Here is a 24,390-nt window from a genome sequence, read left to right as displayed (position 1 = left end):
AAAGTGGAGCACAATCTCAGTTATGGAGAGCATTTTCCGTGGGTTCTTTGTGATTTTCCTTGTGATCGGCTTAGGCGCTGTCCTTGGCAAGAAAAACGTATTAGGCAAAGACGCCGCTGCTTCGCTAGGAAATTTTGTCTATGTTGTGGCCACTCCGGCGCTATTGTTCGACAAAATCGTGCACTCCGAGCTCTCTGCGATTGTGTCGACCAATTTTATAGTCGTGTGCATCAGCGCTACGGGCATCGCATTTCTCTCCTTTGGCATCAGCACTATGCTCCTACGCCGCCGTATCGACGACGCCATAATCGGGGCACTGGCAGCAAGCTATGCAAATGGCGGCAACCTTGGAATCCCCATCGCCACCTATGTGCTTGACGACGCCACCCTCGTCATCCCGCTCATGCTCTTCCAAATTGCTTTCTACGCGCCGCTAGCCATGACCTGGCTAGACTTTCTCCACAACAAAAAAGACACTAACCTCCTGGGCAACCTCGTGCGGACCCCGCTGCGCAACACAATGTTCCTTGCATCAATAACCGGCCTAACGATTGCAGCCGCCGGACTGCACGTGCCCGCAGTCCTTGCCGAACCAATCCATCTGCTTGGCGAATCCTCCGTGCCGCTGGCCTTAATCCTCTTTGGGATGTCTCTAGCCACCACCTTCCCCCGTGGGGAAACAAAGGTGATTGACACCATCATGGCTTGCGGGCTTAAGAACTTTGCGCACCCCACATTGGCGTGGGGAATTGCTTCGGCGATGGGGCTGACGGGCCGGGCCTTGCTTGTCGCGACGTTCCTGGGTGCGCTGCCTACCGCACAAAATGTGTATGCGTATGCGTTGAGGCATGGAACGTCGGAAAGCTTGGCCAGAAACAGCGGCGTTATAAGCACTCTCGTCTCTTTGCCGGTGCTCATCGCAATCATGTATTTGTTGGGATAAACCTGTGAAGAAACTATGATGTGCTTGATGGCGATAACAGTGAGAACTTCCTACCGCGCTTTGGCCCAATCAAAGGCCACGATCACGTGCGTGCTTTTTGTGATTCTCATGACGAGCCTTCTTGGCGTGCTCCTCGTCGCGCATCACAACGCAACAGGAACCATGCGAATGCTCTACGCCGCCTCTGCCGTTGCGCCTGCCGTGGGGATTATCAGCGCTCTGGCTTCGCTCGGGGCCTTCTTTGCCCGACGACGTCGCCCTATTCTCACGATCGGCGACAAAGTGCACGTAACCCATTCCGGGGCGACCTTTCCCATCGAGGATCTTGCCCATATCCGGATCTGGAGTGACGCAAAAACTAGCTTTCTTACGATGCTGCCGACCAATGCCATCCAACAAAGAAGAAGCGAAAAACTCTACACAGTCGAATTTCCCGCAGGAGCGACGCCGCGGCCCTACGAAATAGCTGATGTACTGGGGCAGAGGAATGATGGGGTTGTGGTTGATAAAGTCGGCCTGCTTCCCCCGTGGGGAAATGAAGTTCGAAATCCCCCACGAAATTAGTAACGTGTGACCGGTACCTGTAGGACTACCGGAAATGTTTGTCTCATGAATTCCCCGATTTCTTCGGAGCCAATACCGCAAAGAAAGCCCTTTTTAGGACTTAAGACCGATCCCTTTATCTTTCTCGTATCACTAGGTTTTGTCACGGTGTTCGTCATCGGGACGATCGCCCTAGGAAGCGCTGCGCGAGACTCCTTTACCCGAGTGGCCCAAGGACTCCTTACCGGAACGGGATGGCTTTACATCGGTGGTGTGAGCTTTATTTTCCTTTTCTTGGTTGGAGTGTTCATCTCACGGTTTGGTCGGTTGCGCCTTGGCGATGACAACGATGAACCCGAGCATGGCCTTATTGCCTGGTTTTGCATGCTTTTCGCAGGTGGAGTAGGTGCGGTACTAATGTTCTGGGGCGTGGCTGAGCCGCTGAACCACGCAGTTAACGTCCCACGGCAGGATGCAGAGCCGCTATCGGAGAAAGCGATAACTGAAGCGTTTGCTTTCACTTTCTACCATTTCGGTATTCATATGTGGGCTATTTTTGCTTTGCCTGGACTTGCACTCGGTTATTTCATTTACAAGCGCAAGCTTCCCCCACGGGTGAGTTCTGTATTCGCGCCGATTCTGGGCTCACGTATCTATGACATCCCCGGAAAGCTTATCGACGCCCTCTCCATCATCGCAACGACCTTCGGCATCGCAGTCTCTGTTGGTTTAGGCGTACTGCAAATCAACTCTGGACTCCAACGTTTGTGGGGGTTGCCAGAAGTAAGCTGGGCGCAGTTGCTCATCATTTTAGTTATCACGGCAATTGCATGCGTGTCCGTTGCCTCTGGGCTGGAGAAGGGCATCAAAATTCTATCGAATGTCAACATTGCACTCGCCGTGCTGCTGATGCTTTTCGTCTTGGTTTCTGGCCCGACGTTGACGTTACTGCGCTTTGCCACTGAGTCATTCGGAATTTACGCTAAAGCGCTTCCCGAGATGATGTTCTGGGCTGACTCATACGGGGATAATCCAGGGTGGCAGGGAAAATGGACCGTGTTCTATTGGGCATGGACGATCTGTTGGTCTCCCTACGTGGGGATGTTCGTGGCACGTATCTCCCGTGGGCGAACCGTCCGTGAGTACATTGGTGGTGTGTTGGCTTTACCTGCCATTTTCTCTGTGATCTGGTTCGCAGTTTTCGGACGTGCAGGAATAGAAATTGAGTTAAATGAGCCAGGAAAGTTGTCTGGCCCCGTCGTTCACGAGGGGAATGTTCCCTTTGCTCTGTTTGGGTTTTTCCAAGAATATCCTTGGACAGGCGCTGTCTCGACGTTGGCTCTTGTAATCGTGGTGATTTTCTTTATTACGTCTATTGACTCAGCCGGCATGGTGAACGACATGTTTTCTACTGGGGAAGAAGAAGTATCGCCCGTAGGTTATCGAATCCTGTGGGTAGTAGCTATTGGTGCTGTTGCAGGAGCGTTGTTGATTGTTTCTCCTTCTTCAGGCATCGCGACGCTCCAAGAAGTCGTAATTATTGTTGCATTCCCGTTTTTTATTACGCAGTTCATCATGATGTACTCGCTGATGAAAGGGATGATGGACGATTCAGCTGCGGAGCGAAGAATTCAAACTCGTCAGTGGCGGAAGACAGATACTGCGGAGAAGCTAGAAGCACATGAGGCTATGCCTGCTCCGGGATACGATGAAGACGGCAATGAGCTGCCTGTTGTTTCATTGGCACACGATGAGGACGGGAACATTGTTATTCCAGGAAGCGTAGTCATCGAAGGAGATCTCGGGATTACCGGTGATGTGGTCGATGATCAAGAAGATGCTGCAGGAGTTAAAATCGTGGAGCATTCTCGGCCCCAGCCTAAGGAGAATTGGGAGTAATTTCCCCACGGTAGAAGTGGCGGAGTGCCCACATCCTGGCTGATTTGTTGGCTAAAGGATGTTGATTAAATTGTAGGGGTGCCTCGGGATCGGGTGGTTGCCAGCCAACACGCCCGGTCGTGGGGCATTTTGTGTAGTGTCCATTGCGATGCTTGCCGAGGATGTGATCGTCGTCGTTTTGAGCATTATGAGAACCACATACCATGGCTAAATTTTCTAGGTTTGTGTTTCCTCCGTGTTTCCATGCGTCAATGTGATGGCATTGTGCTCGAAAAGCTGCACGACTGCAGGAAGGATCAGTGCAAAGAAGCTGGTCGGCGGTAAGAATGATGCGTTGTTTTGTGTTTGCTAAGCGTTGGGTTCGAAAGAGGTCAACAGGTTCGGCGTTTTCGTCGTACAGCACGGCATAGCCAAAATCAGCGAGAAGATGATTAGCAAGTTCGGCGGCTTTGATTGTGGCCCCGTCAGTGGTGACTAGTTCACTGCCGCCATTATTTTTCCAACCGTCCGCAGGCAAGAGGATAAGGCCTTCGCGAAGAGCGTTGCCGTCGGGGGAGCGGGAGTCGTCGTGAAGCAAAGTGCCAGTGATAGCATCAGCGAGTGTTTGTTGGCTTGATACGGTTGCGCTTTTAAAACGGCGTGCGTAGTCAACCATGCGGGATTCGATTGCGGTCATGAGTTCTTCAGGGAGGGATAAGAATAAATACCGCATATTGTTGGCGTCTGGGGCATGAGAGAAACGTGCGTAGCGCAACGCGTGGGAATGCGAAGCAGAAGCGCTGTTTTCTTCCTGGAGGCGAATGTCGGCGTGCTGCTTCAGGACTGTAAACGGGTGTTTGCACGCGAATAATAGGAGCTCAACTCGAAACGCTTCTTGGCTATCAGGGTCGCGTAGGCGCGAGACTTTTGTGTTGATCAGTGCGATTGTGTCTAGCCCTAGATTTCCTTGTCGAGCAATAGCCAGGGCTTCTTCTCGCATAGCATTGTCTTTCGTGGGGCCAAACAGAGCTTTTGCAGTTTTGATGTATCTGCCCATAGTCGTGGGATCAATGCCAAAAAGCGCAGAAAGCTCCACCTTTGCCCGAGGTTTTTGGGAGACCGAAAAGATATATTCAGCTAATGCAACTCCGTTTGCGGCTAAAAACTCGAGGCATTCCTTGACGTTCATGTCTTGGAAACTAAAAGGTGGAGGTGACAAAATCCAGGGACGAGTGATAGTGCTGTGGATAACTTGTTTTTCGAGAGGGAAGTAACCGGAGTTATCCACAGGCGTGGGCCAGGATATTTACCTCGCTAAGTCCATGTGTTACCGAGCTCTTCCACAGCTCGTAGCTGGTTGTCCCACGAAGAAGTGCGGAATAAGAGCATCAGCTCATCGGCATTTGCACGTGCAACAAATTGCTGCAAATAATCCGTCACTGTTTGGGTCGTGCCGATAGCGCTGAAACGCAGCATTTCGCGGACGTTATCTCCGGCGTGAGTGTTGGCTAATGCGTCCAGTTGAGAATCGCTAAGAGATTCCCCACGGGGTGAGATTGAGCGAAGGGTGCTGCGGAAGACCTCATCAAACTCTTCGTGGGCTTTTTGCATAGTTTCTGCCCACGTGACGTTTACCCCAGCGATTACATACGGTTTATCTAGATGCACTGAAGGGCGAAATTCCCCACGGTAGGTGCGAATTGCCTCATCAAGATACTTGGGAGCGAAATGAGACGCAAAGGCATATGGAAGACCCATTTCTGCGGCAAGGCGGGCACCAAATAATGACGAACCTAAAATATAGAGAGGTACTTGCGTTCCGGCGCCAGGGATTGCACGAATGCCGGGGATCGGAGATTGGTCTGAGAGATAACCCTGAAGCTCGGCCACATCGTGGGGAAATGAGTTTGCGGCGTGAGGTGAGCGTCTAAGGGCTTTGCCAACTGTGTTTTGATCTGTTCCTGGGGCGCGTCCAAGGCCTAAATCTATGCGCCCGGGGTGGAGCTCAGCGAGGGTGCCAAATTGCTCGGCCACAACATAGGGCGAATGGTTAGGCAGCATAATGCCGCCAGCGCCGAGTCGAATGTGATCGGTGTGGTTGGCGACGTGGGCGATAAGGATCGCAGGTGCCGACGAAGCGATCGTCGGCACATTGTGGTGTTCGGCGTACCAAATGCGCGAAAACCCCAGTCGCTCTGCGGCACGGGCCAGTTGTACTGATCTGGTGAAACTTTCTCGTGCTGTTTCCCCACGGGGGATTGTGGCGAAGTCAAGGATTGAGAGCGGGACTGGGGTTTTCATGTGGGAATTAGCTTCTTCGTGTGTAGTCGATTATTCCGCCGATTGCGAAGAACGTGAAGGCGGGGAGTAGCCAGGCGAGGCTGACGTCGTGAAGCGGGGCCCAGCTGACGAGGCTTTCTGCTGCGGTGATGCCTTGAGCGCCGATGGTGGTAAGCGCCGACCAGATGGTGACTGCCCAGACGGGGAGCCTGAAACCCCACAGAAGTTTCAGTTTCCCCACGGAGAGTTCGAGGATGGTGAGTGCTACCAAGGTAATCGCCACCGGGTAGATGAAGGTGATGAGAGGGGCTGCGATACTCAGAACTTTAGAGAGTCCCATGCTGCCCACGAAGAAGGAAATCAGTGAGAAGATCACCAGCCATGCTTTGTACGAGATGCCTGGGAGCAGACGGTTAAAGAATTCGCTTGTGGCTGCTAGCAGGCCTACTGCTGTGGTCATGCAGGCAAGCAGGACGATGAGTCCGAAGACGACCTGGCCGGGAGTTCCCATGGTGAGTCGTGCTGCACCAGAGAGCAGAGATGCACCATCTTGGTAGCTTTGGCCATCGGGCATGATGCGCCCCACGTAGCCGAGTCCGAGGTAGATGATCGCGAGCAGCGCAGATGCTATCAGGGAGGCAATGATGGCCGGCTTGACGAGCGCTTTGCCTTCGTGGCCGCTCTTATATTTGAGCGAAGAAATAACGAGGATGCCGAATGCAAGCGCGGCGAGTGAGTCCATCGTCATGTAGCCCTCGAGGAGGCCGGTGGTCAGCGGCGCGGTGGCGTATTTTTCGGTGGCGGGGGGGACGTCGCTACGCAGATTGATGATGGCTAGCACTACCAGCACAGCCAGCAAGACCAGGAGCGCGGGGGTGAGGAATTTACCGAGTTTGTCTACGATCCCCGTGGGGTTAAGTGCCAGGAGTAACGCCACGGCGAAGAATAATGCGTTGAACCCCACGGAAGCGAGAGTGGAATCTTGCTCAAGTACGGGCTGGACGATCATCGAGTAGCTCACAGCGCTCGTACGCGGTATTGCGTAGAAAGCACCGATGGAGAGGTACACGATGACGGCAAACGCGATATTGAACCAGTTTCCGGCACGAATGCCAAGATCCCGGATGTCGCTTCCCGACATTGTCATCGCAATGATAGTGACGGCGGGTAGCGCTACGCCTCCGAGAAGAAAACCAATGATTGCCGGCGTGAAATTTTCGCCAGAGCTCGTGCCGAGGACCGGCGGGAAAATGAGATTTCCAGCGCCGAAGAACATCGAGAAGAGCATGAGCGCAGTCGCGACGATAGCGCCGGTGGTGAGCTTACTTTCCTTCGTGGGGAGCGTCATGATGTGGATCATCCTTCTTATCTAATGGATGATCCATACCCTACAACCTCTTTTCCCACATAGTGGAATCCTAGTACCAAAAAAGAGGTAATATGAGATGTAAGTCACTATTTTGTAAAGTTTTGCTTCGCGGTATTACGCCTGGAACCCGAATTTCTTCAGTTTCTCCTTGTTTGCTTCACTAGCATCGGAAGTTAACGCGAGCAGCTCAGCGTAAATGCCGCCGGAATGCGCCAGCTCTGCGGGGGAGCCGATTTCGTCGACAGTGCCGTCGCGAAGCGTGATGATAGTGTCCACATCCGCAATCGTGGAGAGCCTGTGGGCAATGATGATCGTGGTGCGTCCCACCATGAGCTGTTCAAGTCCTGCCTGAACCGCGATCTCTGACTTTGTATCCAGCGCGGAGGTGGCTTCGTCGAGAACTAGTACGGGAGCGTCTTTGAGCATTGCGCGGGCGACTGCGATTCTTTGCTTTTGGCCGCCGGAGAGGCGCAGTCCGCGCTCGCCGATCAGTGTGTCGTACCCGTGGGGAAATGAGCTAATAAAGTCATGCGCATTTGCACGCTTTGCGACGTCCACCACTTCCTCCAACGTCGCATCGGGACGGGAATACGCAATATTTTCTCTAATTGTCCCGGAGAAGAGACTTGATTCTTGGAATACCACGCCCACCGACGCTCGTAGTTGCTCTGAAGATAGCTCGGAGACGTCTTCACCGCATACCGATAAATGGCCTGCACTTGGCTGGTAAAGGCCGAGTAGCAAGTTAACGATTGTCGATTTACCGCCGCCCGATTCCCCCACGAGGGCAATGCGCTGTCCTTGATCGGCCGCAAAGGACACGGCGTTGAGGACCTGTTCACCTTCGTTGTAGGAGAAGGACACATTTGAGAACTTAACCACCGGTTGCTCTCCCCGTGGGGAAAGCGGCGGGATGGTGTTGTCATGAAGGACCGGTTCGTCGGAAGCTGTTGTGGCAGCTGCGATGTCGGGATTGACGGTCGCTTCGAGGTCCTTTTCCATGACCTCGAAGTAATCTTTAGAACCGGCGATGGCGCGCTGTGTTGTGTCTACGACCCAGCTCATCATTGTCATGGGTATACGGGCCATGTTGACGAGTTGGATGAGCAAAACCATATCGCCGAGGGAGAAGTGTCCGTGGAGAGTTCTGTAGAAGAGAACGAGGTAAATTCCGAAGAAAATAACGTTCATTGCGCCGCTGCGGAGGGCGTCCATGAAGTGCCAGAAGGTTGATTGCTTGCGAGTGAACTCAACGGTTTTGGCGTATTTGTGGCTAAAACCTTTGAGCTCGCGAACCTCAGCGACAAAGCTTTTGACTACTTTGACTTGGCTTACGACTTCGGCGAAGCGTCCGCCTGCGAGATCGACTTGTTCATTCTTTTGTCCCTCGATAACTTGCCATTTTTTACTGGTCAATGATGTCAGCCACATGTAGACGGGGATGATGATGGCTAGAAGGACTGCCAGTGGCCAGTAGTAGCTTGCAGAAATGCCCAGCACTGCCACCACGGTGATGATCATGGGGAAGAAGTTGTTGGACATTGCTTGCAGCGCTTGGGTGATTGATGTGATGGAGCGGTCGAGGCGCGCGATTATTGTGCCGGTGACTTGGTCGTCAAAATAGCGCTGGGGCATGCCTAGGAGCTTGGCAAAATAGCGCGTGGACAAGATTTGCCGCAGCCGTGCTGCCATCACGTCGCCGATATAGCCTCCGACATTTGTAAACGCAGTGTTCGCGAGTTGTGTGACGAGTAATGCAATGGCAAGCCAAATGACGTGCGGAGTAGCTTTTTCGACGCTCATCTCGCCGTTTACAGCAGAAACGATAGTGTCGGTGGCGTCTTTGATGATGAAGGGGGTGGCTAGCGCGAGTATGGCAACAAATACTGCGGAGAGGATAACCCCCAGGTAAAAGGGCCAAAGGACGGAAGCGCTGCGGAGGATTCTAAGAATGGATCGCACGGGTAGGGTGACTGCTCTCTGAATAAAATGGCTGGTTGGGGGACGATTAATGCTCTCATATCGTCTCCGTTGTTAAAATTGTGGGAAGTTGTTCGTTATTCGTCGTAAGCGTGAGGATATTTGATGCGTATTTCCCGATCTCAGCTTGTTGCTGGTGCCATGGTGGGCGTCGCAACGCTAACTTTAAGCGCTTGTGGTGGTGATGACGTATCAACGAACGTCTCGGTTACTCCAACGACGACGACACCCGTTCAATTCCAGCCCAAGCAAGTTGCGCCAATCAAGGTTGATCATATCAATGCTCCCGAGACTGATCCGGGCCTGAATGTGAAGTGGGAAATCCTTGGTACCAGCGCTAATAGCCAGGGGTCGGGTTCGGTGATCTATGTGAAGGTTACTAACCTTAATGATCTTGCACTGCCCAAAGATGCATTCCCTGCTCCTACCTTGCGTGTGAGCGGGGCGGATATGTCGCAAGTGGACGCCGGCACGGTGGGGCTGGATTTGCCGCTGGGTGCTGGTGCGTCGACCAATCTGCAGTACGCATTCAATACGTCCTATGGCACGCTTTACGACGCCACCTTCCAGATCGGCAACGCAATTTTTGAAGGAAATCTCAATAGTATTTAGCAATATATTATATTTATCTTGGTCTACACTCCCCCGTTTGGGTGGAGTGTATTTTTTGTAGGGAACGGGAAAATATGCCTTTTAGCTGTGTTTTTTAGATGCCTAAAGGTTAATTATTCAAATAGCGGAACCGATTGGGGTCCTTCTGTAGTCTAAATAATCTGAGTACGGCTGTTGCGGGTTTCCACAAGGAGGCCGGTGGCCGGCGGACGCACAAGTTACACCGTGGTGACCGCCTCCGGACAGCGCCCTCACTCTGAGTTGGAGGACCTCAGGGTGACAGCGCGAAGGGGGAGTCCGACATGGGCATAGGGGGTTTTCTCATGCACTGGCTAAACCTTGGGACTGATTCGCAGCAGTCGTACTCTCTCATGCGTCGAAGTTTATTGCTACTAACGTTCATGATTATCTGCGCACTCATGTTCACCGCTTGCGCACGGAATACCGTTAAAGAATCTGTAGCGGCGCTTCACACCAATCCAACAACGGAAAACGCACATCCGGATTTTCCTGAAGTCATGGAACCGAATCCAGCAGATCCCAATTTCTCATTTTTTGACCCGTGTACGGATGTACCGGTGGAAACTTATGAGCGGGCAGGGATTCGGCCGACCGGCGATGGGGTTTTTGGGCACTCTGGTATGAATCGGGCACATTGCCATTTCTTTGTCGAAAGGCCGGATGCAACTGATGATTTGGCAATGGTTGGCTCGATGATTGTTTCGTATGAAGAAACGATTCAACGAGAAGAACTTCTCTTCTACAAAGGAAATATGGAGGTTCCTAAAGGCGTCTATTTTACAAAGAATAGAGATCCTTCTTTAGGACTGGGAACAGAATGTACAGCATATGTCCCTACAAAAAGGGGAAGGATTTGGGTGTTTTATCGTTTGGGCGATGAAAACGATACCGATCAAGATCGTGCATGTGGTAGCGCGATGGAAATATTAAACGAAATCACAAGGGGGCTGTGATGCTGGAACTCAGAATCAGTAATGAGTATTTAGAAAAATCGATAAAAGAGCTCGATGAAATTAGAAAATCGGCCAAACAAATACAAAATGAGATAGCAAAAGCCAATATTTCTGGTGCATATTCTCCGCTCATCGGGCTTGATCAGATCGGAGCAAATCATGGGATCGTGCTTAAAGGGGGAGTCGGGTCGGCGTCCACAGTGTTGCAATCGATGACGCAGCAGATCGGCTGGCTACACGATGCGCTCCGCGCAAGCCATGGGGCATTGACTGGGCAGGAAGATCATGCTCGTCGAGGAATAGATATTGCAGATGAAGGTGGTTCTGTAGGTGGTGAGACAGTCCGTTTCCCCACGAGACCAGAGACATCTTATGAAGATTTCTCTTTTTCGCATCCGATAGTCGTACAACCAGCGACAATGGACGCTCTTGTCCAGGGACTAGCCGCTACCCAAGAACAAGAAGTGTTTTTCGGGATGCAAAGCTGGTCAGATATGTCTCGACTGGCTTTAGAAGTTGCGATGCGTCTTCGTAAGGTGGCAACAGATTTGTCTGGAGGTAATAAGGGCGAAGTGGTTGACCGGGCTGTCGAGCGGATCAACGAGGTAGCTCAGACCAGCGAGATTTTCTCTGGCAACGCGAAAGTCATGGCGGGGGAAGTTTCTAAGCTTATTGGTATTAAAACAATGCTGTGGCTGGAAGCTGCAACAGCGAATTCAGGTATCAAGGCCATAACAGATCCTGCTGCGAGAGTGGCGTCGGAAAGAGCAGCTCTTTTACATTTCCAACAGAAACTTCAGCGTATCGTCGATCGTTCGGTGCCCGACATTCGCAACTTGATGAATGTGAACACCTCTACTGCAGGTGGTGGAGGCGGAACTGAAATCGGGATGGATGATATTGCAGGTAACGGGAGAGCCTCTACAGCTGGACTTGGCGCGACAGGAATTAATGCGGGAGGTCGCGTCGATACGCAAAGTACGCATTTTGCATCGCCGTCGTTTGAATCTGTGTATGGCGCTCAGCGCCAGTTAGAAAAAGTAGGGGCAGACAGCGTGGGAACACACATGGCGCATGCGACAGGTTTTCCCCACGAGGCACCTCGATTTGGTGCTGCGCACACCATCCCGCATGCGGTCGGGGGTGCGACTACAAACAATGGAATGAACGCGTTAGGTTTGCCACTTGCCGGTATGAACGCGCATAAGAGTGGGACGTCGGGTACACCGCGTTTTTCTGTGGGAGGAAAGAACCACATTCCCCATGGCATCCATCACACTGGAGACTCTTTACGCCAGACTGGAACCAGACATCAGTGGGCTGGACATGCAATGCACGGCGAATCTCCCGGCAGCGTCACCCGTCAAAACCAAGCAGGAGGCCGCATGATGCCAATGATGGCAACGCCAACTGGTGTGTCGCAGGGCAATAAGCGCGGAAAAATTAAGTCAGTGACGAGTTCAGTTGAAGCCGACAAAAATATTGCCGCTCTTATAGGAGAACGCGATGCCGTAGTCCCTGGAGTCATCGGGAGTTGGGTGAGGCAATAAGATTTTGGCCCGGGAGCGGATAATGTGGGAGGAATGAACGACGTCGATCTCGTCGTGCTTGTCGACGCACAAGGTAACCCGACCGGCACCGCTCCCAAATCTACAGTCCATACCCACGATACGCCTCTTCACCTGGCATTTTCCTGCTACGTCCTGGGCCCTGATGGAAAAATCTTGGTGACTCGGCGAGCGTTGAGCAAAAAAACGTGGCCAGGCGTGTGGACTAATTCAGCCTGCGGGCATTTACTTCCCAACGAAACATCAGCTGAAGCCGCCATTCGTAGGGTTCCCCACGAGATCGGTCTCTCCCGTGGGGAACTAAAGAATTTGGAGTGCGTTTTGCCAGATTTTCGGTACCGAGCAATTGATTCTCAGGGAACCGTTGAGTGGGAAATCTGCCCTGTTTTTATCGCGTACATTGATGATCCTCTTCTTTTGCAACCTAGACCAGACGAGATAGATTCACTGGCTTGGATGAAACCCGAAGACCTTTTTAATGCCGTGGACGCCGCGCCTTTCGCCTTTAGTCCCTGGATGGTGGAACAACTTGAGCATGAAGAATTACGGCACAAACTAATCGGCACATAGTTCGTCAGTTTTTTACAACGGCACCTGCCCCACGGTGGGCGGTGCCGTTTTGTATGCGCTTTTATAACAAGAACAGAACTGAAGGCTCGGTAAGCGGATTGCTTTCGCCGTCAGTATTTGAAACGGGATGGAGCTCCCAGAATGCGAACTAGGCCGAGTGAAGGATTATCTGATCCGTGGAGATTACTTACTCAAATTCCCCACGGAGGGGGTCAGTAAGCACCTGGGCACCCGCCCCATCAACACAGATCCCCAACCCGCTGGCACCTTTGCGATACCGAGGCCAATCCGGCGTAGCGCCGCGGGCGAAGGCCAGAAGTATCCCCCGTGGGGAATCTGGCTGGTTGTCTCTGGAATGAAAGAGGAGACTGAGGTCGCTGCAGTGGGTGGCTTCGTGATTGTTTGAGCTGGTGTAACGGATGTACCAGGTGTCGCCGTATGTGCGTTTGAGCGTTTGCTTTACCCAGCGGTGGATGAGCGAAGCTCCGGTGAGGGCGCGGAAAAAGTCGGGTTGAGTGGATTTTTGTTGAATGTAGTCGGCTGTGGCCCCCATATGCCGGGCGATGCGCGGGCGCAGCGGGTGTAGCCATGATGCTGCATCGGCTTGTTGAGCGGCGGGCAGTTGGTAGAGCTCGCGATCGGTGGAACTGACGATGATGGGGATTGCTGTGAGTTCGTTGGCGTCGTAGCTCCAGGGGCCCAGCGCCAAATCGGTGGGGAAGTAGCGTTTATAGCGTTTGTAGCCTTTGTCGAGGTGTTTGCGACGTAACTCTTCAAGTCCGGATTGGGTGATTGGCGCGGATAGTGCCCATCGGAGGGCTGTTTTGCGGCGTTTCATTTCCCCACGGGGGAAGCTTGGCGACGCCGCCCACACCCGCCGAAACATCCCTCGATAGTGGTCGCGCCGGGCGAGCCAGAGTGCGATTCCTGCCCCTGCGGATTGGCCGAAGAGGGTGACATTGGTGGGGTCGCCGCCAAAGTCCTCGATATGGGTTTGGATCCATTCGAGGGCGAGCGAGCAGTCGTCGATGCCTCGGTAGTGGTGCGGGGCGTCGTCGTGAAAGCGTGCAAAGCCCTGGATGCCGAGTCGGTAGTCGATGCTGACCACGATGACTCCGGCTTGTGCTAGTTCGGCGCCGTCGAAGGAGGCTTCGTTGCGGGAGCCGGCGTCGTATCCGCCGCCGTGGATCACCGCTAGGACCGGAAGGTCGTTGAACTTTGTGGCGTGAGCTGGGGCAGTGACGGTGAGGTGGAGCTGTGTGCGCAGGTTGTTGTGCGCTGCGGGGTCTGTGCTCTCCGTGGGGGAATACACGTGAAGTGCGGGGGCAAATTCGCTGGTGAGCTTCCCATAAACGATGGGGTCGTAGGTCGCCACGCTGCCATTGGCGTGTTGACGGACTGTGCCGGTGAAGGTGCCACCGGGGCAGGTAATGAGCTGCGAAGATGCGCTTTCAGACATAGCGGTTACTTTAGCAACTACGATTGTGACCTATGACGTTACCTGTATCGAATCCTTTGCTAAAAGAGTCCTCGCTGCCGTACCAGCTTCCGCCATTCCGAGATATTTCAGTGGAGCATTTCCTCCCGGCATTTGAGGCGGCGCTGGCCACGCATGACCGAGAAATCGCACAGATAGCAGACAACCCAGAATCTCCGTCGTGGGAAAACACGGTGGAAGCGCTGGAGCGCAGCGGGCGAGACTTAGAGCGCGTGGCGTCGGTATTTTTTAATCTTCATGCGACGGATTCTTCTGAAGCCATGGACGAGATCGCAGCTCGGGTTGCTCCTTTGTTGGCTGAGCATTCGGATGCGATTTATTTGAATCCTGCGTTGTTTGCGCGTCTAGAAGCGGTCGTGGCACCAGAGGACGCCGAGTCGGAGCGCCTGCATGCGCATCTGCTCAGGACGTTTCGTCGACACGGCGCAGGTTTAGATGAGTCCGATATGGCGCGACTACGAGAGATTAATGCTCGCTTGTCCGTGCTTGCCGACGCCTTTGGCCGCAATCTACTCGCCGATACCAAAGCACTTGCCGTCCAGTTTCCCCACGGGGAGGAATTGGAGGGGCTGAGCCCCGGGCGCCTCGCCTCGGCAGCCGCGGATGCCCAGTTGGCCGGCGTGGACGGGTTTGTCATCCCACTTGAACTTCCCACTGTGCAAGCGGAGCAGGGCAGCCTTGCCCGCCATGAGGCGCGGGCGCGGTTGTATGAGGCGTCGCAACGCAGGGGCGCTGAATCGAATGCGGGCATTGTGGTGGAGACCGTGCAGCTGCGGGCGGAGCGTGCTGCGCTATTGGGCTACGAAACTCATGCCGACTATGTGATTGCGGAGGAGACAGCGGGGTCGGCTGCGGCTGCACGAGATTTGCTGTTTGATCTGGCTCCGGCAGCGGCGGCGAATGCGCGTGGTGAGTACAAACTTCTCGACGAAGCCTCCCGTGGGGAATCTGAGGAGTGGGTGCAGGAATCGACGATGGATGGGGCGGATTGGCCTTATTGGGAGTCGAAGGTGCGCGCTCGTGATTTCGCTTTAGACGAAGAAGAACTATCGCAGTATTTTCCGTTGCAACAGGTACTACGCGACGGAGTCTTCTACGCAGCTAACCGACTGTATGGAATTACAGTAATTCCGCGCTCAGATTTGGAGGGCTATGCGGAAGGCGTAGAGGTGTGGGAAGTCAAAGACGCAAACGGTGAGGGCATCGGTCTGTTTTTGACGGACTATTTTGGGCGGCCGTCGAAACGCGGGGGCGCGTGGATGAGCAGTTTTATGGATCAGTCGGATTTGCTGGGAACCAAGCCCGTCGTGGTGAACGTGATGGGTATTACCAAGCCGGCAGACGGTTCTGATGCTCTGCTCAGCATCGATTCTCTGCGGACGGTGTTCCACGAATTCGGCCACGCATTGCATGGGCTGCTGTCTCAGGTGCGTTATCCCACGTTCTCGGGGACGAATGTCCCGCGGGATTATGTGGAGTTCCCTTCTCAAATTAATGAAAACTGGGCGTTTGATCCCACCATCTTGAAGAATTTTGCGCGCCACGTGGACACAGGTGAGGTCATCCCGGATGAGCTGGTCGCTGCGATTGGGAAGGCCCGTCAGTTTGGGCAGGGATTTGCCACAACGGAATATTTGTCGGCTGCCGTTATCGATCTCGCATGGCACTCGTTGACCAAAGAGGAAGCGGCGCAGCTGTCCCCGGAGGACATCGCAGAATTTGAACGCAAGGCTTTGGAAGAAGCGGGGTTAGACGTAGAGCACGTTGAACCTCGGTATAAGTCGACCTACTTTAACCATATTTTTGCTGGTGGTTATTCGGCGGGGTATTACTCCTACTTGTGGGCAGAGGCGCTGGATGCCGACGGCTTTGATTGGTTCACCGAGCAGGGAGCCGCAGGTGTGGCGGCGTCGGAAAGCGCTGCCAGAGACGCGGGGCAAAAGTTCCGCGATCTCGTGTTGTCGCGTGGCGGTGCGGACGACTTTACTGTGGCATTCGAGTCGTTGCGGGGACGCGCTAAAGATGTTGGACCGTTGTTGCGTCGTCGTGGCTTAGCCGGGGCGGTGCAATAACGAGTGATGGAACATGTGACGGGCTTTCTTGACTCGGTGAGTCAGTTTCTAACGTCAGCACCTTTGTGGCTGCAGGCACCACTCGTTTTGATCGTTGTGGTGCCGGTATGCGGCGTGCTGGCTTTAGCGTGGCTTCGGCTTATCGACGTCCTGGGCGCCCGCATTCTTCGCATCCTCACGGTTGTGCGGGCTAGAGTAGAAGCTCGAATGAGGTCAACCAAGTAACTGAGGGGCTTACACGCCCCACGTATGTGGAAAGTGTGAATAATGGCTAATCCAGAGGAGCTGCGTAAACGGGACCAGCAGCTTCCGCGTAGGAAGCGGAAGTATCCACAGTCTCGGGTGACTCAGGCTTTATACCTGCTTATTGCGTTAGTCGTGATTGCCTGGTTAGTCAGCCTGATATAGGCCGTGCGCAAAGGCCCATTTCCCGTGGGGAAATGGGCCTTTATTCGTGCGCTGTTAGTGCTTGTTTCTCTTTGATGCTTCCGCTACGGCCTGGAATAGAGGAAGATCAGCGATGTCTTCGATAGTGAGGGCTTGGGTATTGCCATCACACAGTGGGATACACCAGTTGGGATACATGTCAGAGGTTGTGCCGGGCTGATTTTGAGCTCGGCGGTCGCCGACAAGATCCACGAGGGCGGTGCACGTGAGCGCAGAAGGCGTGCTGGCTAGGAACTTGTGGATAGCCGGTAGAAGGGTGTCTGCAGTGCCGCGCTCTTCCCGCGTAAGCCCCTGGAAAGTTTCTGGCACCGTGTCGCCGGAGAAGGCGCCGGAATTTTTGATTTCGTCCAGAATTTCGCTTTGCCAGCGAATATCTTGCTCATGTTCTTGCTCCGGATCGACGGTGAGAATACCGAGATCTTTACGCAACTCGATGTGCTCGCCGGCAAGGAGTCCTGCGGTGGGGGGAAGATCGTGCGTGGTCACGGAGGTGAGTGCGAGCTCTCGGTACTCATTTTGGTGCCGCGGCCCTCCCGTGGGGGAACTTTCGAACCAGAGCACCGACGTGCCCATGATGCCGCGTTGTGCAAGGAATTCTTGAACCCACGGTTCATACGTTCCGAGGTCTTCACCGATGACTACTGCGCCGGCGCGCTCGGCTTCGAGCGCTAGAACTCCAACCAGGGCGTTGTGGTCATAGTTGACGTACGCTCCGGTAGCAGGGGACTGCATGCGAGGGATCCAGAAGAGCCGGAAAAGCCCCAGAATGTGGTCTACGCGGATGCCACCAGCGTGCCGTAGGACAGTGCGGAGCAGATCGCGCCACGGCACGTAGCCGGCCTCGGCGAGACGGTCGGGGTGCCATGGTGGCTGAGACCAGTCTTGCCCTTGCTGGTTGTAGTTATCTGGTGGAGCGCCAACGGACGCACGCGGTGCTAGGGAATCTGCGAGGCTTTGGGCGTCGGCACCGCCGGGATGGATCCCCACGGCGAGGTCGGCGATGATTCCGATGCTCATGCCGGCGTCGATAGCAGCAGATTGCGCTGCGCCCAGTTGCTGGTCGCAGATCCACTGAAGCCACATGTAGAATTCTGCAGCATCCTCGGGCGTCGGTATCGCAGCGTGGGAGCTGGACTCCGTGAGATGGGCGATTTCTTGGTGTGCACACCACAGAGCGAAGTCGTAAAGGCCGTCGCCTTCAGAGGCTACAAAGTCGCGGAAGTCCTGTTCACGAGCGGGATCGCGCTCGGCCTCAAAAATCGCATGAAGTACTTGGAGCTTTGCGTCGTAAATCGGGTTGCGTTCGATTTTGTCGCTGGAGTGGTTGAGAGTTTTAAACGTAGAAGAAATCTCCGCAATTTCCTCTTGCAGCTCGTCGCTGAGACTGAGGTGCTCGGGTATGTCCTCGATGCGAATATAGATGGGATTAATAAAGCGTCGCGTGGTGGGCAGATAAGGGGAGTCCTCGACCGGTGGAAAAGGCTCGGCTGCGTGCATCGGGTTGACCAGGATGTAGTCTGCCCCGGCTTTGTCGGCCACGACTTTAGCCAGTTCGCCGAGGTCATGGAAGTCTCCCATTCCCCACGAGTCGTTGCTGCGTACAGAGTAGAGCTGAGCCATCACTCCGGTAGCCGGATTATCCACAAATGTGCGTGCTGTGGAGAGCTGCTGCGGAGTAATGATGAGGAAACAGCTGGCAGTGAGCGTGTCGGAGGTCAGCGTGATGGTGTGCCAACCGAGCGGAAGATCATTGGGAATCTGGAAGGAGGCCTCACCCCAGGTGATGCCGTCGACAGTGCGCGGTGGCGTCCAGTTTTCAACTTGGGTGACGTCTGCTGCGACTGAGCCGTCTTCCAGCGTAATCGTGATGTCCGCGGGGGCACCGTCATGGACGTGCACGTTGAAGACGTAAGGGTCTCCTTGCGTTGCGACGACGCAACGGGGCAGTGGACGCGTGCCTTCTTCGTCGTGACGCTTCTGAAGAGCGGTACGGATCTGTTCCTCGCTCGGCATAGGTGCGTCGAGCGGCATATGATCGTTCGGACTGTCCTCGGGCTCATTTCCAAAGCGAACGCCCAACGCACGAAGTGTTTTTACCAGCGTATCCTCGCTGACTTCGGTTACTTCGCCGCCGAATCCGGTAAATGACCAAGAAACTGCATGTGCTGCTGCGAGTTCGCGCAGCGAATCTGTATAACCCACGAGACTTTATTCTGCCATTGTGGCTACCTGTCTGTCCCGTAGTCCGTAGTTTAATTTGGAACACGTCTACCCCAGTGATGACTCTGGGCGCATAAAGGCTGTAAATTCAAAGTCTATCAACGGATGTGAGTAAAACATCAGGTTTTGCGATGCACCGGCCCCGTGGGGAACTGCGGCGCATGGTGCACGCTGGCAATGCACGATCAAAACAAATGAGGTGTTGAGAAAGTGGTTCAAGAGTCGACCACCGAGGCCATATACGAGGTAGGCGAAAATGAAACCTGCCTAACTGCGTTGCTGGATACGGCTAAAGCGCGTCCTTTTGGAGTGATGTACACCCGGCCGAAAAACTACGAGTGGGTCAACGTCACGTCCAAAGAGTTCGTGGAAGAAGTCTATGAAGTTGCCAAGGGCCTCATCAACGCGGGTGTTCAGCAAGGGGATCGAGTGGCTTTGCTCTCCGAGACCCGCTACGAGTGGTCTCTGCTGGACTTTGCCATTTGGGCTGCTGGTGCCGTGTCGGTTCCGATCTATGGGTCGTCGTCGATTAGCCAAATTGAGTGGATCATCGAAGACTCTGGAGCAGTCTTTGCCATCACTGAAACCCGCGAGCACACGGAATTGATGAAGAACCTGGTGCTGGGGACGGATGGGAAGCCAGCATTGAGCGGTTCACCGTCGCAGTTGCGGAGAATTCTGGAGATTAATTCGTCAGCAGTGACAACGCTCAAGTTTGAGGGGCGCTCCATTGAAGACTCTGAGGTAAACGAGCGCATTGCTCATACCAAAGGCTCAGACCTTGCGTCGCTGGTTTATACATCTGGAACTACGGGCCGCCCCAAAGGCTGCCGACTCACTCATTCAAACTGGCTCTCGGAAGTACGCGCGCTTCTGACCAACGACATCGGAGCTATCGCAATCCCCGGTTCGCGCGTTTTGACGTTCTTGCCACTAGCTCACGTTTTGGCTCGCGCAGTCTCCTTGGCTATGGCCATTGGCGGAGCCACCCAGTCGCATTGGTCTGATTTCTCCACGATCGCAGTGGAGTTCCAGCGTGCTCGTCCAAATCTGATTTTGGGTGTGCCGCGTGTCTTTGAAAAAGTTCGGAATGGCGCTGCTGCTAATGCTCAGGCCGATGGGCCACTCAAGGCCGCAATCTTCCATCAAGCAGAGCTGACTGCGCAAGAATACTCACGGGCACTCGACACCGCAGAAGGGCCAAGCCGGGCTCTTACCCTTAAGCACAAGACCTTTGACAAGTTGGTGTACTCAAAGATTCGCGCAGCGATGGGTAATGCAGTGAAATACTGCATCTCAGGTGGTTCTGCGATGAGCCCAGATTTGATGCACTTTTTCCGAGGCATTGGCGTCCCGATTTATGAAGGCTATGGTTTGACCGAAACCACCGCTGCCGCCACCGTGGACTTTGCTAATCAGAAGATTGGGACGGTTGGGCCGCCCGTTGGAGGTGCGTCGATACGCATTAACGACGACGGCGAGATTCTGGTGAAAGGATCCACCCTTTTCGACGGCTACTGGAAGAACGACGAAGCCACCGAATCCTCAATGGAAAATGGTTGGTTTAACACCGGAGATCTTGGCGAAATCCTCGATTCCGGCCATCTCATCATCACTGGCCGGAAGAAGGATCTGATTGTTACTGCAGGTGGAAAGAACGTTTCACCGGGTCCTCTGGAAGACAAACTGCGTTCGCATCCGCTTATCAGTCAAGCGATGGTGGTCGGAGACGGAAAGCCATTTATTGGCTTGCTTGTGACGCTTGACGACGACGCCCTGAAACGCTGGAAGCTCAATCGAAATATTCCGGAAGGACGTTCGATCCGTGAGCTGGCACAGGACCCAGTCTTAAGGGCTGAGATTCAAGACGCGATCAACGACGCCAACTCTACGGTTTCCCACGCGGAATCCATTAAGAAGTTCTATATCTTGGATCGTGATCTCACCGAGGAAGACAACGAGCTCACCCCCACCATGAAAGTGAAACGCAACGTGGTGGCGCGTCGGTACTCTGACGAGATCGATGCGTTATACACCAAGCGCTAGACGCGTTTTTCGCCCCCTTTTTCCTTGTGCCTTCAGGGAAGAAGGGGGCGATTTTTTATTTCTTCCGCTTATTTTGTCGTTTTTGAGAACGCTAGAAAGTTCATCCTGGGGTTTTGCAACACGTGCGCTGGCTAGCGTTCTCAAAAACGACAATGTCGACCCCGCCGAGAGGAGAAAGAAGTCTCTTTTCCCCACGGGATTTTGGTTCTGTTCGGCGGGGCGCCACCGCTTTCATCGATTCCTGTTTTAAAGTCATCACTCGTAACGCATCGCTGCTACTGGGTTCCCTCAGACGTCTAGCAGCAGCGATGATGACGGACGTCTATATATGCCTGGGAAGGGGGTCAGCTGAATGCAAGTTTTTGATGCTACGCTGCGTCATCGTGAGCTGACCCAAGAGATTTTTAATATTGGCGATGAGGTTGCAACCTACATCGAGAATCTCGCTGAGGCCATCGCGGATTGGGATGCAGAGCTGGTTGATGATTGCGTCGCCGAGCTGGAAGAGATCTTTGAAGATGCGCGCCGGGATTCCCGGGCCGTCGTTCGGGAGCTTGTCGGCCTGCGTCAGGCGCTGACATCGGGATTGGCTTCGGGGACTGTGGCGGCGTCGGCTGCTATGGAGGATGCGGTCGATCGTCCGGTTGTGCTCAACGCGGAGTCTTTGCGGGAGAGGTTCCCGATTCAGAATTCTCCTGTTATCGTTCGTGAGCTTTCGCAAGCTTTGGAGGCTCGAACTGACTTGGTGGGCGAGTACCTTGCTCACATTGTGTCGTGGGAATTGTTGGAGACGGAAAAAGCGGCGCGAGATTTGGATGCGCTTAATTTGCCGATGCTGTATTCCCGTACGGCTGAGATCGTGTTTGCAGCAGCGCGAGCATGGACTGAAGCCGTGGCGACGGAACACCCGGGGTACACACGAACAATGCGTGGTGCGCAGCCGCCGGCGTTTCTCAATGAGCGCGCGCGTATCGACGCCGTCGTGGCTAGGGTCATCGCTAAGCGTGCGGGATCCGGCGAGTATGTTGGCTAGATCATGAGCCAAAAAGATACGCCTTTTGGGGTGTACGTCCATGTGCCGTTTTGTTCTTCTCGTTGTGGGTACTGTGACTTCAACACGTACACACCCGGCGAGCTAGGGAGTTCTGCTTCCCCGGAAAGCTATCTGGATGCTCTAGAAATAGAGCTGGCCTTAGCCGCGCAGATTCGGGCAGATTCGGGTGATACTAGACAAGCCAGTACGGTTTTTGTCGGCGGTGGTACTCCGTCGATGCTTGAGGCCGCTGGCCTGGATCGTTTGTTGCGCGCCGTACGTAATTCCACAGGTATAGCACCTGGTGCAGAAGTGACTACGGAGTCAAACCCGGAATCGACTAGTCCTGAGTTTTTTGATTCCTTATTGGACTCGGGCTTTACCCGGATCTCTCTGGGTATGCAATCGGCTTCTTCGAGTGTGCTGAAAGTGCTCGAACGTAAGCACACCCCTGGAAGAGCCTTTTCTGCGGCTAAAGAAGCACTCTCCGCTGGTTTTCAGCATGTCAATCTCGACATGATTTATGGAACCCCCACAGAAACAGATGAGGATGTTCGTGAGACTCTCGCTCGCGTCGTAGACACGGGCGTGGACCATGTGAGTGCGTATTCGCTGATCGTGGAGGATGGTACGGCGATGGCTCGTAAAGTGCGCCGTGGGGAATTACCGCCTCCTGATGAAGACACATATGCGGATCGTTATTGGATGATCGATCAGGCCCTACGCCAGGAAGGCTTCTCTTGGTACGAGGTGTCTAACTGGGCACGTGAGGGTGGCGAGTGCCAACATAATATGGGGTACTGGCGCGATGGTGATTGGTGGGGTGCGGGCCCTGGTGCACATTCGCATATCGGGCAACGCCGTTTCCATAACATTAAGCATCCGGCTCGCTATGCCCAGGCCCTCCTAGGCGGAGAATTACCGATCAAGGAAGAAGAGACCTTGAGCGACGTTGAACGGCATGAGGAGAAAATCATGCTGGGCTTGCGCCTCAAAGAAGGCGTGAGTATTTCGGAGTTCTCTGCCGGTGAGTTGTCTGTGATCGAGGCGCGGGTTCACCAAGGGCTGCTGTGCGTGGAAGAAGGGCGGGTGCGGGTGACGTCGAAAAGCAGGCTATTGGCGGACGGGATTATCGCCGACATCTTGGTTGCAGACTGATACCCGCCGGGGCAACAGTTAAGCTGGTGTGCGGTAATGGCGAGTCGAGACATCCACGAGGAGGGAAACCACCATGGCGGGATCTACTGAAAAACGCAGACGTGAAGTACTTCGCGCGATAGTGGCGGACTACATTCAGTCTCAGGAACCTGTGGGATCAAAGGCGCTGCTAGAGCGGCATAATCTCAACGTCAGCTCGGCTACTATCCGCAATGATATGGCGGTGCTGGAGTCTGAAGGGTTTATCATCCAGCAGCACGCAAGCTCAGGGCGGATCCCCACGGAAAAGGCATACCGTGCGTTCGTGGATTCCTTGAGCGACATTAAACCCATGTCGGCAGCGGAGCGACGTGCCATCTTAAATTTCCTTGAAGGCGGGGTGGACCTTGAGGACGTTTTGCGCCGTTCCGTGCAATTGCTGAGCCAATTGACTCGTCAAGCATCGGTGATCCAGCTGCCTAATCTTAAGGTTTCTCGGGTCAAACACTGTGAAGTCGTGCTGCTGAGCCCTGTGCGGCTTTTGCTTGTTCTTATCACTGATAATGGGCGAGTAGAGCAGCGCAATGTGGAACTCGATCAGGTATGCGAGCAGGAGCACGTTCTGAAGCTTCGCGACGTCCTCAACCGGGCCTTAGACGGTAAAACCCTCAGTGATGCCTCTGTTTCTTTGGCAGAACTTGCAGACCCCACGAATACGGACATCTTAGTATCACCGGAAATCCAACCGATGGTGCTCAGATGCGCAACCGTGCTCATTGAGACTTTGGTGGAACAGCCGAATGATCGTCTCATCCTTGCTGGAGCATCTAACCTCACCCGGATCGCCCGCGGCATTGCCTTCCATGCTGGAGGCGTTGGAAGAACAAGTAGTGGTGCTGAAGCTGCTCACCAACGTTCAAGACCTAGGCCACGTGAGCGTTTTGATCGGCCGGGAGAATGAAGACGAACAACTACGTGGGACATCGGTCGTGACTACCGGCTATGGCGCACAGGGAGAAACCCTAGGTGGCTTGGGGGTAGTGGGCCCCACGTTCATGGATTATTCCGGAACGATGTCCAAGGTCTACGCGGTGGCTCAATATGTATCGAGGGTCTTGAGCGGAGAATAATCCCCGTGGGGTGGTTTCTCTTTTCAGTACCGTTCGCCGCTAGCGAATTAGGGGCCCTAGTTTTCCCTCCTTAACGTGCGCATCGTTATC

Annotated in this window: 19 protein-coding genes and 1 pseudogene; 14 read left to right on the top strand and 6 right to left on the bottom strand. The window is 54.1% G+C overall.

Annotated features, from left to right (window positions below; genetic code table 11):
- Window positions 1-22: 22 nt before the first annotated feature.
- The 3 genes from CULFRC11_RS08060 to CULFRC11_RS08050 are packed head-to-tail and all read left to right on the top strand — an operon-like array spanning window position 23 to window position 3,385.
- Window positions 23-943: an AEC family transporter gene (locus CULFRC11_RS08060; RefSeq protein WP_023636084.1), complete on the top strand. Its 921-nt coding sequence runs from the start codon at window positions 23-25 to the stop codon at window positions 941-943.
- A gap of 15 nt (window positions 944-958) precedes the next feature.
- Window positions 959-1,507: a hypothetical protein gene (locus CULFRC11_RS08055; protein WP_023636083.1), complete on the top strand. Its 549-nt coding sequence runs from the start codon at window positions 959-961 to the stop codon at window positions 1,505-1,507.
- A gap of 45 nt (window positions 1,508-1,552) precedes the next feature.
- Window positions 1,553-3,385, top strand: a complete 1,833-nt coding sequence (locus tag CULFRC11_RS08050; protein ID WP_038620709.1) for a BCCT family transporter — start codon at window positions 1,553-1,555, stop codon at window positions 3,383-3,385.
- Here the strand turns inward: CULFRC11_RS08050 and CULFRC11_RS08045 are convergent.
- The 4 genes from CULFRC11_RS08045 to CULFRC11_RS08030 form a co-directional block, all read right to left on the bottom strand.
- Window positions 3,366-4,553, bottom strand: a complete 1,188-nt coding sequence (locus CULFRC11_RS08045) for an HNH endonuclease signature motif containing protein (protein ID WP_031270470.1) — start codon at window positions 4,551-4,553, stop codon at window positions 3,366-3,368. The genes CULFRC11_RS08050 and CULFRC11_RS08045 overlap by 20 nt on opposite strands.
- Before the next feature lie 125 nt (window positions 4,554-4,678).
- Entirely contained in the window at window positions 4,679-5,665 is a 987-nt protein-coding gene (locus CULFRC11_RS08040) for an LLM class flavin-dependent oxidoreductase (RefSeq protein ID WP_023636081.1), read from the bottom strand.
- Between the two features lie 7 nt (window positions 5,666-5,672).
- The gene (gene brnQ, locus CULFRC11_RS08035; protein WP_023636080.1) at window positions 5,673-6,992 is read right to left on the bottom strand and encodes a branched-chain amino acid transport system II carrier protein; all 1,320 of its coding nucleotides are present in this window, start codon (window positions 6,990-6,992) and stop codon (window positions 5,673-5,675) included.
- Between the two features lie 135 nt (window positions 6,993-7,127).
- Complete coding sequence (locus tag CULFRC11_RS08030) at window positions 7,128-8,975, bottom strand: ABC transporter ATP-binding protein (protein WP_023636079.1); 1,848 nt, start codon at window positions 8,973-8,975, stop codon at window positions 7,128-7,130.
- 123 nt (window positions 8,976-9,098) lie between these two features.
- On the opposite strand from CULFRC11_RS08030, the gene CULFRC11_RS08025 reads away from it, so the two are divergent.
- The 4 genes from CULFRC11_RS08025 to idi all read left to right on the top strand — a co-directional run bounded on the left by CULFRC11_RS08025 (window position 9,099) and on the right by idi (window position 12,717).
- Complete coding sequence (locus tag CULFRC11_RS08025) at window positions 9,099-9,605, top strand: hypothetical protein (RefSeq protein ID WP_014526087.1); 507 nt, start codon at window positions 9,099-9,101, stop codon at window positions 9,603-9,605.
- Between the two features lie 302 nt (window positions 9,606-9,907).
- The gene (locus CULFRC11_RS08020; RefSeq protein WP_023636078.1) at window positions 9,908-10,579 is read left to right on the top strand and encodes a DUF3558 family protein; all 672 of its coding nucleotides are present in this window, start codon (window positions 9,908-9,910) and stop codon (window positions 10,577-10,579) included.
- A complete protein-coding gene (locus CULFRC11_RS08015; RefSeq protein ID WP_023636077.1) occupies window positions 10,579-12,129 on the top strand; it encodes a hypothetical protein in 1,551 nt (516 codons plus the stop codon). Before CULFRC11_RS08020 ends, CULFRC11_RS08015 begins: the two co-directional genes overlap by 1 nt.
- Before the next feature lie 33 nt (window positions 12,130-12,162).
- Window positions 12,163-12,717 carry an isopentenyl-diphosphate Delta-isomerase gene (gene idi / locus CULFRC11_RS08010; RefSeq protein WP_029974929.1) on the top strand — a complete coding sequence of 185 codons (555 nt, stop codon included), beginning with the start codon at window positions 12,163-12,165 and terminating at the stop codon, window positions 12,715-12,717.
- Between the two features lie 187 nt (window positions 12,718-12,904).
- Here the strand turns inward: idi and CULFRC11_RS08005 are convergent, their stop codons facing one another.
- A complete protein-coding gene (locus CULFRC11_RS08005) occupies window positions 12,905-14,176 on the bottom strand; it encodes a carboxylesterase family protein (protein WP_023636076.1) in 1,272 nt (423 codons plus the stop codon).
- 32 nt (window positions 14,177-14,208) lie between these two features.
- On the opposite strand from CULFRC11_RS08005, the gene CULFRC11_RS08000 reads away from it, so the two are divergent.
- Genes CULFRC11_RS08000 through CULFRC11_RS11305 form a run of 3 tightly spaced genes read left to right on the top strand, consistent with a single transcriptional unit; the run spans window position 14,209 to window position 16,695 of the window.
- The gene (locus tag CULFRC11_RS08000; RefSeq protein ID WP_038620706.1) at window positions 14,209-16,287 is read left to right on the top strand and encodes a M3 family metallopeptidase; all 2,079 of its coding nucleotides are present in this window, start codon (window positions 14,209-14,211) and stop codon (window positions 16,285-16,287) included.
- Window positions 16,288-16,293: 6 nt separating this feature from the next.
- Window positions 16,294-16,512: a hypothetical protein gene (locus tag CULFRC11_RS07995; protein ID WP_013911989.1), complete on the top strand. Its 219-nt coding sequence runs from the start codon at window positions 16,294-16,296 to the stop codon at window positions 16,510-16,512.
- Window positions 16,513-16,554: 42 nt separating this feature from the next.
- Complete coding sequence (locus tag CULFRC11_RS11305; protein WP_013242396.1) at window positions 16,555-16,695, top strand: hypothetical protein; 141 nt, start codon at window positions 16,555-16,557, stop codon at window positions 16,693-16,695.
- Between the two features lie 54 nt (window positions 16,696-16,749).
- Here CULFRC11_RS11305 and malQ read toward each other — a convergent pair whose 3' ends face one another.
- Entirely contained in the window at window positions 16,750-18,936 is a 2,187-nt protein-coding gene (gene malQ, locus CULFRC11_RS07985) for a 4-alpha-glucanotransferase (protein WP_023636075.1), read from the bottom strand.
- A gap of 228 nt (window positions 18,937-19,164) precedes the next feature.
- On the opposite strand from malQ, the gene CULFRC11_RS07980 reads away from it, so the two are divergent.
- From CULFRC11_RS07980 to hrcA, 4 genes and pseudogenes are all read left to right on the top strand, one after another.
- Window positions 19,165-21,000: an AMP-dependent synthetase/ligase gene (locus tag CULFRC11_RS07980; RefSeq protein ID WP_023636074.1), complete on the top strand. Its 1,836-nt coding sequence runs from the start codon at window positions 19,165-19,167 to the stop codon at window positions 20,998-21,000.
- Window positions 21,001-21,352: 352 nt separating this feature from the next.
- Window positions 21,353-22,033, top strand: a complete 681-nt coding sequence (locus CULFRC11_RS07975; protein WP_013911986.1) for a hypothetical protein — start codon at window positions 21,353-21,355, stop codon at window positions 22,031-22,033.
- 3 nt (window positions 22,034-22,036) lie between these two features.
- Complete coding sequence (gene hemW / locus CULFRC11_RS07970; protein WP_023636073.1) at window positions 22,037-23,191, top strand: radical SAM family heme chaperone HemW; 1,155 nt, start codon at window positions 22,037-22,039, stop codon at window positions 23,189-23,191.
- 73 nt (window positions 23,192-23,264) lie between these two features.
- A pseudogene (gene hrcA / locus CULFRC11_RS07965) lies at window positions 23,265-24,300 on the top strand (heat-inducible transcriptional repressor HrcA).
- The last annotated feature ends 90 nt before the right edge of the window (window positions 24,301-24,390 follow it).

This window comes from Corynebacterium ulcerans (genome assembly GCF_000767685.1).
Lineage (GTDB): Bacteria > Actinomycetota > Actinomycetes > Mycobacteriales > Mycobacteriaceae > Corynebacterium > Corynebacterium ulcerans.
The sequence above is the reverse complement of the archived record's forward strand: the minus strand, read 5'-3'. Positions and strand labels throughout refer to the sequence as shown.